The following is an 11867-nucleotide window of genomic DNA, read 5'->3' as shown; positions in this document are numbered from 1 at the left end:
TTGTATTATACTAAACATGAATAAGGATGAATTAAAAAAAGTTATTATAGATTTATTAAGTAAAGAAGGTCCTAAAACATCTACTGAAATAAGAGACATACTATTAGAAAAAGGATTAGAGTTCGATATGGTAGAATTTAGGGAAGCATTAGCTGATTTAGTGAGGGAAGGAAAAGTAAAGAAAGAGCCAGATTATGAAAAGAAGAAGTTTTTATTTTCTATTGCTATTGGTTAGAGTTCTCAATAATATGAATAATTTGATCAGCAATTTTCATAAATTCTTTTGAGGCCGGATTATCTGGATATTTTAAGAAGAATGGTTCACCTAAATCATTAGCCTGAGCGACAATAGGATCTAAGGGTATTTGGCCTAATAATGGTACTCCCATTTCTTCAGCCATTTGCTTTCCTTTTCCTTCACCAAAAATGTAATATGGTTTACCATCAGAAGGGCAAATGAAGTAACTCATATTTTCTATCACACCTAAGATTTTAGCATTTATTGTTTTCGCGAAATTAATAGATTTCTTAACGGCGAGAGTAGAAACTTCAGAAGGTATAGTTACAATAACCATTCCAGTTAAATTGGGAACTAGTTGTGCTACAGACAAAGCTTCATCTCCAGTACCTGGTGGCATATCAATAACTAAATAATCTAATTCTCCCCAATTAACGTCACCTAAAAACTGTTTAATAGCTGTATGCTTTATTGCCCCTCTCCATACAACTGGAGTATCATCTCTTGGTAAGAGAAAATCAATTGAAACAACTTTAATCCCAAAAGGACCAACTACTGGGTTAATTCCTCCTTTATCATCTGCAGTCAAATATTGTCCTCTAACTCCAAGCATTTTTGGTACTGATGGACCATGAAAATCCACGTCAACAATTCCAACACTTCTTCCTGCAGCTGCTAAGGCCATAGCCAGATTTGAGGATACAAAAGACTTGCCTACTCCTCCTTTTCCGCTCAAAACAGCTATTTTATATTTTACCATTTTCATTTTCATTTGTATTTTTAAATCTGCAGCTTGAATTTGTTGATTAACTTTTCTTAAATCTCTCGGTTGCCTTGAGGATGGTTGTGGTGATGATATTCTGAATGGATTATTACTACTCATCACTTATACTATCTTCATAAGAGCTAATAATCTTATCTAATGAGATTAATAAATCACCTATCTCCTCTATAGATAACCAATCGATCTCTTCACATTGCTCTTTTAAAACGCGCTCTACTACTTCTTCAGGCTTTCGGTTAGTTACGTTAATTTCGCAAACTTTTGTAAAATATTCTTTAGCCTCGCTACTTATTACACCTAAAATTTCTGCCATGACGTTTTCAGCAACCTTTAACTCATTCCATCCTCTTTTTCTTAATTCTTCATAAAGGAGCCTAGGGTCTTTTCTTAAAACTATTACTTTATCTGCATGAGAAATTAAAGAAGGATAAATTGTTTCGATAACAATATTTCTAGCTTTTATATATTCATCTAGAAGTTGTATAGCCTTTTCTTCATCAATAATGTAACTTTGATGTAATTCATCATATTCGGAAAAAACTTTGTTTTGAATTAAAAAGGAAGAAACATGAAGTTTTTCATAGCCTAATGTTTTAGAGAGTAAGTCCACTATCGTGCTTTTACCTGTTCCTGGAGTTCCAGTAATAATTATTATCACTTGTAAAATATTTATCTCAATGCTAAAATAGTCTCCACTAAATAAAGTACTACTGAAATTCCAATAATTATTAACTTAGTTTGTCTATCTCCGCTTCCTTTCCATATTTCATAAACTCCGTAAGGGAACATTAATAGACCAATTATTAGAAGGACTTCCTCTACTATGTTCACACTGTTCTTCTTGTCTCATATATTTTAAAAAGCAATAACGAAAGTAATACCCCAGTCAATATACCACCAGTATGTGCCCATATATCTACATCAAAAAATGGAAGAGTATCACTCATAATGAAAACAGCTAATAAGAGAATTATGGCTATCTTGTTTACTTGCTTATCTTTAAGATAATCGCTTACAGCATAATAAGCAAATAATCCAAATATTCCTCCAGAAGCTCCTGCTGAGGCCGTTAAAGGTGAGTAAAGAAATAAAGAGAAAAGATTCCCAACTATACCAGAAAGAAGAAATACTAAATATTCTAATTTTCCAGCTTGGCTTTTGTAGAGCCAATAAATAAAGTATAGGGCAATAGCATTAAATGCCCAATCAAAGAAGCTAGGAGTTATAAAAATAGAAGTGAGTAATTGCCAGTAAAATCCATATTTTAGTATCAGATAATTAATCTGAATGAGGTAGTAAAGCAAAAAAGAGCTCTGAAGTGATAATATTTGCCCAATAATATAACCAATGGTTATTGAAATTATTAAAACTACAGTAGATTTCATATTATATAATAAGGTATAAAGGTTAATATAAGTGAGAATACCAATGCTAATCCCCAAACTGCTGGATTCCATCTTAATACCTTTTGTCCATCTAATGGTGGTATTGGTATAAGATTAAAGAAAGCTACATAACTATTAAATTCGAAAATTTCAGCGAACAAATATTTAAGAAAAAGGTTAGGCAAGGGAACAAAGGAAATTATAAGAAGGGCAAGAATAGCTAGAACTAAATTAGTAGCTGGCCCAGCAAAGGCAGTCTTTCCTTCAACTTCTTTTGACATGCCACCAAATCTGCAAAATATTCCAGTATAACCTGCTACAAATACAAGAAAGCCAAATCCAGTAATACCGCTTATTAAATTTATTAAAAGAGTTACTATAAAACCTTTGAAGCTAAGAATGAACCTAGATGCGCAACCGTAATTTCTTGCTGATTGTCTATGTGCTATTTCATGTGGAACTATTGCTGTTGTTGCTGTTATAATTGGTATTAAAACTCCTATTATTGGGTTAACCGAAATGTAAATAGGTCCTATAAAGGCAACTGATAAAGAGAGTATTGCCAAAAGAAAGGATAAGCCTTCATTTAAATTTCGAAATCTCCACTCTAAATAGTCAATGTAACTCAAATTCTCACTATTTAAATAGTTAATATGGAGATAAAATTTTTTTCGAAATTGAGTTTGTATAATCAATAGTAGTAGAGTCTATTTCCCAAATTAGGCCTCTATCTTTATAATCAGCTAAAACAATATTTTTATCAACTATCCCTTCAAATTTTATCTTTGAAAGCTTTCTAAACGAATTAAATAACTCAAAAATTATAAATCTATAAAGGAAAGGCATTTCTACCCTTAAACAGTCTAAATATTCTATGCTCTTTTTCATAATATCAAATATCACTCTGTCAAAAAGTTCTGGTTTAGAAATGGAAATTTGTACATTGCCGGAGTAGTTTACAATAGCTAAGAAATGTTGAGTTGATTTTTCGGCATCAGTTATCCATATTTGAAGAAATACACCAATGTTTGGACATAATATTGAAAAAGGCTTTCCAGTAACATGAATAGTTAAAAGAGATTGGTTTTCTTTCAAGTATTCAACTATAAAATCAGAAAATGTGATTAGATTAATACCGTTTTGTTCTATTAATTTTCTTAGTTCTTCAGTTATTCCAACAACATCTCCACTACTACTTAAAAATCTTTTATCTCCACTCAGTATATCAATGAATGCTTCATATCTCACAAAAATATTATTATTTATTACTCTTTAAATACTTTGTATATATTTCTGCTTCAATGTTCATATTCTTTAAAAGAATTTTTTCTATGTACTCCTTATCCTCTTCATTTATTTTTGCATCTTTAATAATTTTTTCTACTTCTTCAAGTCTCTTTATTACCTCTTGAAGTCGAGACATAAGAATAAATCGAAAAGGAGGTAATTAAATAATTTGTAAAACAGATTTAGTATTACTTACTCCTAATTAATTTTCGGTTAACTCTCTGTATTTTTTACCAATTTCTATAACCTTTTTTACTACTTCAACTGGATCCTTACCAAATATATAAGTTATTGGTTCCAATCCCTTTCCTCCTAAGTGAACTATGCAATCAATTCCCTCACTAAATGCTGAAAAAATTAAATTTGAAATACTTTCATCATCATTATCATCGCTAGGACCTACATAAGCAGTTTTAAAGCCTAAAAGTTTTAAAGCCTTATCAATTTTCTCATCATATTTTATATTCATAACAGACCTTATACTTGCATCTTTATGAACAACCTTCAATAAAATAGTAGCTAAATGCTTGCTTGCTCCCCAGGAAGGATTAGATACAGGAGTTGGTAATCCTTTAACTTTAGTAATTCTTCCTTCAACGGCCAAAATATCGTTTATTCCTTTAGGATTCTTTCTTGCAAAAGCTATGTTACTTAAAACCTCTGGGATTAATGGAGTAATTAATTCATTTTGTAACATACTTAATGCAATTTCCATTCTCTCCTCTTCATTTTGTCTATAAATATATCTACAAATATCGCAATCAGAAGGAATATACTTATCTTTCTCTTTATGGAATTTACAGAATCTTAATTCTGATAAATATTTTAATCCAACATCAGTAATGTAATACATAGCACTTTTAACATCCCCATTGTTCAATAATTCTACTAAATCTTCTATTATATTATTTATTTCTTCTTCTTGTAATCCCATTTCCTTTAGTTTCTCATATTGTTCCTTGTCATTTTCATCAAGGTATTGCTTTACAGCTGGCTGAGTAACACCGAGTAAACTTGCAATTCTGTTTTGGCTCATTCCTAATTCTCTAAGTTTTTTAGCTATCAATACCTTAATTGTAGGTAGGAGACTATCTGTAATGAGCTCTAATGGAGTTTTTACCACAATTATTAATTTGATCAAAGGTAAATATGGTGAATGGAATTTCACATTTTCAGCAATAGATGGAAGTTTTCATGAAGTTCAATACACTCATGGGAATGTGGCTTATATTGTAGTAAGTAAAGTAGACGGTGAAGTAGTTAGTAATAAGATTTTAATTTCTAAAATAAGTTATGAAGAAAAAATTTGTGAAGACTGCAAACCAGAGGAAGAAATGAGAAAGATGGAATATGAGCAAGCTGATAAATCTAGTTCAGAAATTTTGTTTTTAGATAGAAAAATCAGTATGGACGAATATGAAAGAGAGAACGTAATTGCAATAATAAAAGATCCTTCAGAAAGAATAGAAATGGACTATGAAACACCTTGGTTAGTCCCAGTTTATACTAAAGGTAAAATTAGGGGAGCATACTTCAAGCTTTTTCCTTTTTCATGGGTCTTCTTAATTGAAACCACATTAAATAAAAATTGGGATGAAATACTTAGTGTCTTGTTCACTCTAGGCAAAGAACCAATACCAGAAGCATTAGGTTATAATTATCCATTATTCTTAGCTGATAAAGTTGCCAAATATTATAGAGATAAATACATAAAAACATTAGATTTTATTATATCTAAGTTTCCTCAGAAATATAGGCAATTTAGGGGTATAATAGAAAAGAATAGGAGGAAATAAAATGCAGTTATTCCTTGATACTGAAGGAAGATTAAGAGAAATAAAAGTGTTTACTAGGCCTACAGCTGACGGAAGAGGTTCAATTTCATTTAGAACCTTCATAATTGAATTCCCTTTCTCTAGGGATATTATGATTGACCCGGGAAAATTGCTAGCTGTTGAAACTGTAAAACAAAATAAGTATTTACTACTCGAGGTAGTCGATTATCTTCCTTTACATTATGCAATGATTAACTTAGATGGGAATGTACCGAAAGAGTTGAGAGATGAAATAATGAGAAGGGTTGAAGAAAGTTGGAACTCAAGTGAATCTTGGATAGAAGTTTATGCTTCACCAGTTGGTTACATATTAGAAATACAAGATGGCGAAATAAAGTTTTCAAAGGGTTATATTCCACCCTTGTTAGGCTCTAAAGCAAAATTGTTTTCTCCAGATGCATTTGAAAAGTTCATCTTTTATGAAGATGGAGTAAATATTGGAAAAGTAGTTAATGAGAACGTTGATTTAAAGATAAGCCTAAGAAAAGCTATAAAATATCATATAGGAGTATTTGCTTATACTGGTTCTGGAAAATCAAATCTTACTGCTTTATTAGTTAGAAAAGCATTACAGACAATTCCGGAGTTAAAGGTGATAATTGTAGATGTATCAATGGAATACGCAATCCTTTTATTAGATCAGCTTCTGAAACTTAACTCTAGACTAATAACTTTAGATAGATTACCAAACAATGATATTGACGCTGGAAGAAGGCTAATAAGGACTCATGTAATACCAGAAGAACTTAATGACTACAGAGAGGAAATAAGAAAAGCCTTTGAGAAACTTTATACACAAGATAAGTTAAGAAAGTTATACATTCCTCCTCAAGGAACTCTTTACTTAACTTATGGGCAATTAATAGATATGATAAGAAACCAAGTTGATGATAAATACGTTGCAACAGCACAAAAGCCCTTCTTCCTCATGTTACTTCAACAACTTGATAAATTAATGAGAGAAAGAAAGTTAACTAAAGATGATATTGTAGATGACAATATTAACGATTTACTATCTGAGATCGAGACAAAGGCTAGAGAAGCTAACTTGAGGGAAAACTCTGCTATTTTCACATTCATTTCAGCAATAAAGAGTTATGTTAATCAAGAGCCTGTGACTACTGAAGAATATGACATAGAGGCATTGGCAATAGAGGCTTTAGATAGCTCTCAAGAATCCCCAAGACTTTTCATAATAGAATCTCCTAACATGGATGATGCAAGGCTCATAGTATCTCTTTTAATTGAACAAATCTTCATGAGAAGAAAAAGATCTTATTCATCAACTCCAACTATACTCTTTGTCCTTGATGAAGCTCAAGAGTTTATTCCATTTGATACTAGGCAAAAAGATAATAGTGAAGCATCATCAAATGCAGTAGAAAAATTACTTAGACATGGAAGAAAATACTATTTGCACGGATTAATTAGTACCCAAAGATTAGCATATTTAAATACAAACGTTTTACAACAACTTCACACATATTTCATTAGTACTTTACCTAGGCCTTATGATAGACAATTAATAGCTGAGACTTTTGGAATTTCAGACTCTTTAGTAGATAAAACATTGGAGTTTGATGTAGGACAATGGATGATTGTTAGTTTTAAGGCTGCATTAAAGGAGGATATACCAGTTATATTTAAAGCTGAAAACAACCTAATTGAACTTAAGGAGAACTTGAAGCATGGTTGATGAAGAAATAATATACTATGTGAAAACATTTATAATGAGCCAAGAGCTAATTAACGCCTTCATAAAAGTAGATAGAAGAAAATTTCTCCCTGAAAAAATTAGAGATAAAGCTTATTCATTAAAGCACATTGATGAACCATTACAAATAACTAAAAATTATACCACAACAGCACTAAGCCTTGGCTTAAAAATGCTAGATATACTTGATTTAAAAAGAGATGAAAAAGTACTTGAAGTAGGTACTGGTACTGGTTATTATACAGCCTTAATTGCTGAAATAGTTGGGGATAAGAACGTTTATACGTTAGAGTATGATGAAGAAATGTTTAACATTGCAAAAACCAATTTAAAAGAGTATAATGTAAATTTAATTTTTGGGGACGGAAGTATAGGCTATGACAAAGCACAACCATATGATAAAGCAATAATTTGGGCAGCATCACCAACATTCCCTTTTCCAATTTATTTACAAATGAAAGATAAAGGGGTAATCGTAGTTCCTATTACAGACAAGAAAGATAGACAAGGATTATATAAAATAGTAAAGGCACAGACACCAATAATTATAAGGTATTTTGATGTAATTTTCTCTCCATTAAGAGGAATTTGTGGCTACTGGATAAACTGAATGAAACAAAGCGATAAGAGAATATTAAGATCAGCGCTCAAGACCCTCCTCATCATTCAGAGAATCTTTCCTCATCACTGCTTATAAATTTCCTTTTCATTTATTAAAAATATGAGCGTAAGTGAATTACTAAGGAAAAATAACGTGGACATTTTACGTTTTACATGGGTTGGTCTTGATGGACTTATAAGATCTAAAGGTGCATATGTAGATGAAGTTGATAGTCTAGTGAAAACTGGAATTGGGCTAACAATGGCAATGATGAGCTTTACGCCAATGGATTACATTTCTCCATATGGTAGTTTTGGACCACAAGATGAGGATGTATTTTTAAAACCAGACTTATCTTCACTCTCAATCTTTCCTCCTTCAGCTATGGTATTATGTTATTTATATAAAGGAGATTCTCCATGGACTTTTGACCCTAGAAGTTTACTTAAGAGTAAACTTGATAAATATAATGAATATGAGTCCAAATCCTCATTTGAAATCGAGTTCTACTTAGTTAAAGACAAAAAACCCTATGACGACGCACGATGTTTTGATTCTAGAGCTTATTATACAAACCAAATAATTCCAGAAATAGCTAAAACAGCAAAAAGCGTAGGGATAATACCACTTAGAGTTATCAAAGAGTATGGTCCGGGACAATATGAGTTTGATATTTTACATAAAGAAGCTATGAGAAGTGCGGATGAAGTTGTAATATTTAAAGAAATAGCTAGACAAGTAGCAAGCAAATATGGAGTAGAAGCAAACTTTATGCCAAAACCCTTCAATAAAATGGCTGGTTCTGGATTACATTTAAACTTTAGCATATGGAAAGGAGATAAGAACTTGTTTTTCAACAGCAATGATAAATACGGTTTAAGCGACTTAGCTTACAATTTCATTGCTGGCATAATTGAACATGCTAAAGCATTAGCTGCAATTTCTGCACCAACAATTAATTCTTATAAAAGGTTAGTTCCAGGATCTTGGGCACCCACAAAGATAACTTATGGATATAATAACAAAAGTGCAATGTTGAGAATACCAACTCCTTATCCTGGTATGAGTATGCAAGATAGAAGAATTGAGTACAGAGTGCCAGATCCTACAACAAATCCCTACTTACTTCTTTCCGCATTTATTGAAGCTGGAATGGATGGAATCGAAAGAGGATTAAAACCGCCAACTCCAGTAAATGAAAACGCATACTATAGGAAGGACATAGAGGACATACCTAGGAATCTAAGGGAAGCACTACAAGAGTTAAAGAAGGATACTAGACTAGTAGAAAGAATTGGGAAAGACATTGTAGAGGAGTTTATAAAAGTTAAAATGGCTGAAGTTGAAGAATATGAAAGTTTGGTAACAGATTGGGAGTACGAAGTGTATAGATATGTTTAAAATAATTGATGATCATGCTCATTGGTTTTCAGCTAAACCAATGAGTGAAAAAGAGTTAGCCTTAGCAACTGCAGAAAGTTGGCTTGAAGGTGAGATAAATGCAGATGTAGTTACAATGAATCTTTTGAAGCCGTTTTTTCTAGCATTAAAACACAGAATAAAGAAGCTTTTGGGGGAGAATTTCATAGAAGAGAGAAACAGAATGATAAAAGATGATCCAGTAAATTACGTTAAATTCCTTTTTAAAGATGCTGGAATAGAAGGGATTATAATTGATGAAGGCTTTGGCAAAAAAGAAATGGAAATACCAGTTAAATATAAACTTCTTTTTAGAATTGAAAAAATTATAAATGACGATCTGTTTAAGAAATCATTTGATAAAGCGATAGAGTACTTTGAAGAGACTTTGAGAGGTAAAGTTAAAGAGGGCTACGTAGGTTTTAAGACAATAATAGCTTATCGTACTGGTTTAAAAATTTCTTGTAATGAAAGTAAAGCCTTTGAAGACTTTTATAGTAAAGAAAGGGACTGGTTTGGTAAAAAAGCTAAGGCCTTTAGAGATTATCTAGTATGTAAAACACTTCAAATTGCTAAAGAGTTAAAAGTCCCAGTTCAAATTCACACTGGTGCAGGAGATAGGGATATAAAATTTGAACTCTCTCGTCCTTCATATTTAACTGATATAGTAAGAAAATACGAAGGGAAAATAGTCTTCGTTCACGCTGGTTATCCTTACCATAGAGAATCAGCTTGGATGAGCTATATATTTCCATCAGTTTATTTAGATATTTCACAATTCAATCCTTTTGCTCCTTTATCAACATTTAACGTAATGAAGGAGATTTTTGAAGTTTCCCCAGCTAATAAAGTGTTATATGGTTCAGATGCGTTTAACGTACCAGAAATAGCATGGTTAGGGGCAAAGTTAGCTAAGGAAAGTTTTGAGGAACTCAAATCAGAATTTATAAGGAGAGACCTTATAGACGAGAAAGATTTAAAAGAAATTGAGGAGAGATTCTTTTATAAAAATGCTGAAGAACTTTATCAATTTTAGTTTGACAGTTTATGCTTAAACTGCTAAAAAACATTAGTTGATAAAAAGAGATTGTCACAATTAATCTAGTTCGTAAGAATTTCAATTTTTAGCCTACCCATTTAAAACCATATTTTTCGTAAATAGATTTAACCTCATCAGAAAAGAGCAAATTAAAAACAATTTCAGCTTGTTCACTAGCATTTTCTAACAAAGCAAATGCAAGCTTACCAACCTTATTCTTTTCTGGTTCAATATAATTAAATTTCCAATATAAGGCTTCAGTTTTCCAAACAACACCAGCATTAATAGAACCAGAAGAAAGCATATAAGGAATTTCCCTATGGTGAACCTTAGTAAAGTAAACTTTACTTGCTAAATTCTCATAATTTCCACAAACCTCAGTGTAAATCTCTTTGAAGATTTGCCCAATACCTTCAGTCTCTGGGTTAGGAATAGCAACACGAGAAAGATTATTTAAATCGCACCAATCCTTTACTTTTAATCCCTCTTTATAAACAATAACCATAGTATTTTCAACATATTCCTTACTCTTTTTGATCTTAAGACCTTGCAATAAAGATGTAGGTAAAGAAACTATTTCCGGTTTAAATGATATTTCTAAGTTACCAACTTTAATTTTCTCTCCTTCAGCCCTTCTCCTAACAAGTCCAGGAGGAATAGTTTCAATATATGCTTTTATCCCTTTCTTATCTAGAAAAGAAAGAATATCAGGCAAAACAAACCATTGATTACCAGAAAAAGACATCTTTAATCCATCAGTACTTCCCCAGAAGTCAAGTAATATATCAAAATTCGAAAGAGTAAGATCCATAAATTAAAAATAAATAAAGAAATTCATAAACTCTTCTCTTCACACCACAAGATAAATCCATCCCTCACTTTGTTTCCTTACTATTTCACCAACACCAGAAGTAACAATCCTAATACCCGATATTAACGAATCCTCCTTTATCTTCTGGGCTTTAATACTATTTTCACAACCAACTATTATAATACCCTTACTCATTAAATCCTCTATTATTTCCCTAAAGTTACTATCCTTAAGTAATGCTTTAATTGCTGATTGATGGAAAACCACCTCTATAACAGCATCTTTTAAATCATTATATAGGTTAATTACTGACCTTAAACCTTGCATAACTTTATCTTCATCCTTGATTTGAACAATAACATTTAATGGCATAAAATTAAATAAGGCATCTTACTAATTTACCTAATCATTATAAGAGTCATCACTAATATATAAGTTATTTCTAGAATTTTATATTGTTAAAATAAATGGGTTTGATTTGTCTGAGATAACAAAGACTTTTTGAAATGAATAACGTGTAAATCTTCTCTGAGTGTCATTGAAAATGTCCCTAAAACGTGAAAATTAATATTCTTAGCATAGACTATAATTAAAAACTTCACTTTAGATAAATTTCTGGGTAACATTGAAATTAACTAAAGATATTTTTCCCTTATTGTTAGTGAAGGAGATAGAGAAGTATGATTAGATATTCGAGGAAGTTCACGGATAGATAATGGATACAAAATAAATGAAATTTAATGATGCTTAAATT

At 31.4% G+C, this 11867-nt stretch carries 16 protein-coding genes; 6 read left to right on the top strand and 10 right to left on the bottom strand.

The window, feature by feature from the left end:
• Positions 1-16 precede the first annotated feature (16 nt).
• Positions 17-235: a hypothetical protein gene (locus tag ACAM25_RS05595; RefSeq protein WP_369611348.1), complete on the top strand. Its 219-nt coding sequence runs from the start codon at positions 17-19 to the stop codon at positions 233-235.
• Here the strand turns inward: ACAM25_RS05595 and ACAM25_RS05590 are convergent.
• From ACAM25_RS05590 to ACAM25_RS05555, 8 genes are all read right to left on the bottom strand, one after another.
• On the bottom strand, positions 225-1121 hold the full coding sequence (locus ACAM25_RS05590) for an Mrp/NBP35 family ATP-binding protein (RefSeq protein WP_369611347.1): 897 nt from the start codon (positions 1119-1121) through the stop codon (positions 225-227). The two genes, ACAM25_RS05595 and ACAM25_RS05590, sit on opposite strands and share 11 nt — an antisense overlap.
• Entirely contained in the window at positions 1114-1680 is a 567-nt protein-coding gene (locus tag ACAM25_RS05585; protein WP_369611346.1) for an adenylate kinase family protein, read from the bottom strand. Before ACAM25_RS05585 ends, ACAM25_RS05590 begins: the two co-directional genes overlap by 8 nt.
• Before the next feature lie 11 nt (positions 1681-1691).
• Positions 1692-1853, bottom strand: a complete 162-nt coding sequence (locus tag ACAM25_RS05580; protein WP_369611345.1) for a hypothetical protein — start codon at positions 1851-1853, stop codon at positions 1692-1694.
• Complete coding sequence (locus ACAM25_RS05575) at positions 1850-2407, bottom strand: rhomboid family intramembrane serine protease (protein WP_369611344.1); 558 nt, start codon at positions 2405-2407, stop codon at positions 1850-1852. The genes ACAM25_RS05580 and ACAM25_RS05575 overlap by 4 nt, the downstream gene beginning before the upstream one ends.
• Positions 2404-3036 carry a peptidase M50 gene (locus ACAM25_RS05570; RefSeq protein WP_369611343.1) on the bottom strand — a complete coding sequence of 211 codons (633 nt, stop codon included), beginning with the start codon at positions 3034-3036 and terminating at the stop codon, positions 2404-2406. The genes ACAM25_RS05575 and ACAM25_RS05570 overlap by 4 nt, the downstream gene beginning before the upstream one ends.
• A 19-nt stretch (positions 3037-3055) precedes the next feature.
• A complete protein-coding gene (locus ACAM25_RS05565; protein ID WP_369611342.1) occupies positions 3056-3655 on the bottom strand; it encodes a hypothetical protein in 600 nt (199 codons plus the stop codon).
• 10 nt (positions 3656-3665) lie between these two features.
• Positions 3666-3830, bottom strand: a complete 165-nt coding sequence (locus ACAM25_RS05560; RefSeq protein ID WP_369611341.1) for a hypothetical protein — start codon at positions 3828-3830, stop codon at positions 3666-3668.
• Positions 3831-3896: 66 nt separating this feature from the next.
• Entirely contained in the window at positions 3897-4817 is a 921-nt protein-coding gene (locus tag ACAM25_RS05555; protein ID WP_369611340.1) for a thiamine-phosphate synthase family protein, read from the bottom strand.
• On the opposite strand from ACAM25_RS05555, the gene ACAM25_RS05550 reads away from it, so the two are divergent.
• The 5 genes from ACAM25_RS05550 to ACAM25_RS05530 all read left to right on the top strand — a co-directional run bounded on the left by ACAM25_RS05550 (position 4792) and on the right by ACAM25_RS05530 (position 10299).
• Complete coding sequence (locus tag ACAM25_RS05550) at positions 4792-5490, top strand: DNA double-strand break repair nuclease NurA (RefSeq protein ID WP_369611339.1); 699 nt, start codon at positions 4792-4794, stop codon at positions 5488-5490. The genes ACAM25_RS05555 and ACAM25_RS05550 overlap by 26 nt on opposite strands.
• A 1-nt stretch (position 5491) precedes the next feature.
• Complete coding sequence (locus ACAM25_RS05545; protein WP_369611338.1) at positions 5492-7225, top strand: ATP-binding protein; 1734 nt, start codon at positions 5492-5494, stop codon at positions 7223-7225.
• On the top strand, positions 7218-7853 hold the full coding sequence (locus ACAM25_RS05540; protein WP_369611337.1) for a protein-L-isoaspartate O-methyltransferase: 636 nt from the start codon (positions 7218-7220) through the stop codon (positions 7851-7853). Before ACAM25_RS05545 ends, ACAM25_RS05540 begins: the two co-directional genes overlap by 8 nt.
• Before the next feature lie 111 nt (positions 7854-7964).
• Positions 7965-9245 (top strand): glutamine synthetase family protein, encoded by a 1281-nt coding sequence (locus ACAM25_RS05535; protein ID WP_369611336.1) that lies wholly within the window; start codon positions 7965-7967, stop codon positions 9243-9245.
• On the top strand, positions 9238-10299 hold the full coding sequence (locus tag ACAM25_RS05530; RefSeq protein ID WP_369611335.1) for an amidohydrolase family protein: 1062 nt from the start codon (positions 9238-9240) through the stop codon (positions 10297-10299). The genes ACAM25_RS05535 and ACAM25_RS05530 overlap by 8 nt, the downstream gene beginning before the upstream one ends.
• Before the next feature lie 88 nt (positions 10300-10387).
• On the opposite strand, the gene ACAM25_RS05525 is transcribed toward ACAM25_RS05530, so the two are convergent.
• Both ACAM25_RS05525 and ACAM25_RS05520 read right to left on the bottom strand, forming a co-directional pair.
• A complete protein-coding gene (locus ACAM25_RS05525) occupies positions 10388-11113 on the bottom strand; it encodes a molybdate ABC transporter substrate-binding protein (protein ID WP_369611334.1) in 726 nt (241 codons plus the stop codon).
• A 39-nt stretch (positions 11114-11152) separates the two neighbouring features.
• A complete protein-coding gene (locus tag ACAM25_RS05520; RefSeq protein WP_369611333.1) occupies positions 11153-11485 on the bottom strand; it encodes a DsrE family protein in 333 nt (110 codons plus the stop codon).
• Positions 11486-11867 lie beyond the last annotated feature (382 nt).

The organism is Sulfurisphaera javensis, from assembly GCF_041154675.1.
Classification (GTDB): Archaea; Thermoproteota; Thermoprotei_A; order Sulfolobales; family Sulfolobaceae; genus Sulfurisphaera; species Sulfurisphaera javensis.
Note: the sequence above shows the minus strand (reverse complement) of the source record. Positions and strands in the feature narration are given on the sequence as shown.

Excerpts from the sequence above, each read along its gene's own strand:
- ACAM25_RS05590 (WP_369611347.1), bottom strand. The coding sequence starts at position 1,121 with ATGAGTAGTAATAATCCATTCAGAATATCATCACCACAACCATCCTCA.
- ACAM25_RS05520 (WP_369611333.1), bottom strand. The coding sequence starts at position 11,485 with ATGCCATTAAATGTTATTGTTCAAATCAAGGATGAAGATAAAGTTATG.
- ACAM25_RS05545 (WP_369611338.1), top strand. The coding sequence starts at position 5,492 with ATGCAGTTATTCCTTGATACTGAAGGAAGATTAAGAGAAATAAAAGTG.
- ACAM25_RS05540 (WP_369611337.1), top strand. The coding sequence starts at position 7,218 with ATGGTTGATGAAGAAATAATATACTATGTGAAAACATTTATAATGAGC.
- ACAM25_RS05525 (WP_369611334.1), bottom strand. The coding sequence starts at position 11,113 with ATGGATCTTACTCTTTCGAATTTTGATATATTACTTGACTTCTGGGGA.
- ACAM25_RS05550 (WP_369611339.1), top strand. The coding sequence starts at position 4,792 with ATGAGCTCTAATGGAGTTTTTACCACAATTATTAATTTGATCAAAGGT.
- ACAM25_RS05560 (WP_369611341.1), bottom strand. The coding sequence starts at position 3,830 with ATGTCTCGACTTCAAGAGGTAATAAAGAGACTTGAAGAAGTAGAAAAA.
- ACAM25_RS05535 (WP_369611336.1), top strand. The coding sequence starts at position 7,965 with ATGAGCGTAAGTGAATTACTAAGGAAAAATAACGTGGACATTTTACGT.
- ACAM25_RS05530 (WP_369611335.1), top strand. The coding sequence starts at position 9,238 with ATGTTTAAAATAATTGATGATCATGCTCATTGGTTTTCAGCTAAACCA.
- ACAM25_RS05575 (WP_369611344.1), bottom strand. The coding sequence starts at position 2,407 with ATGAAATCTACTGTAGTTTTAATAATTTCAATAACCATTGGTTATATT.
- ACAM25_RS05595 (WP_369611348.1), top strand. The coding sequence starts at position 17 with ATGAATAAGGATGAATTAAAAAAAGTTATTATAGATTTATTAAGTAAA.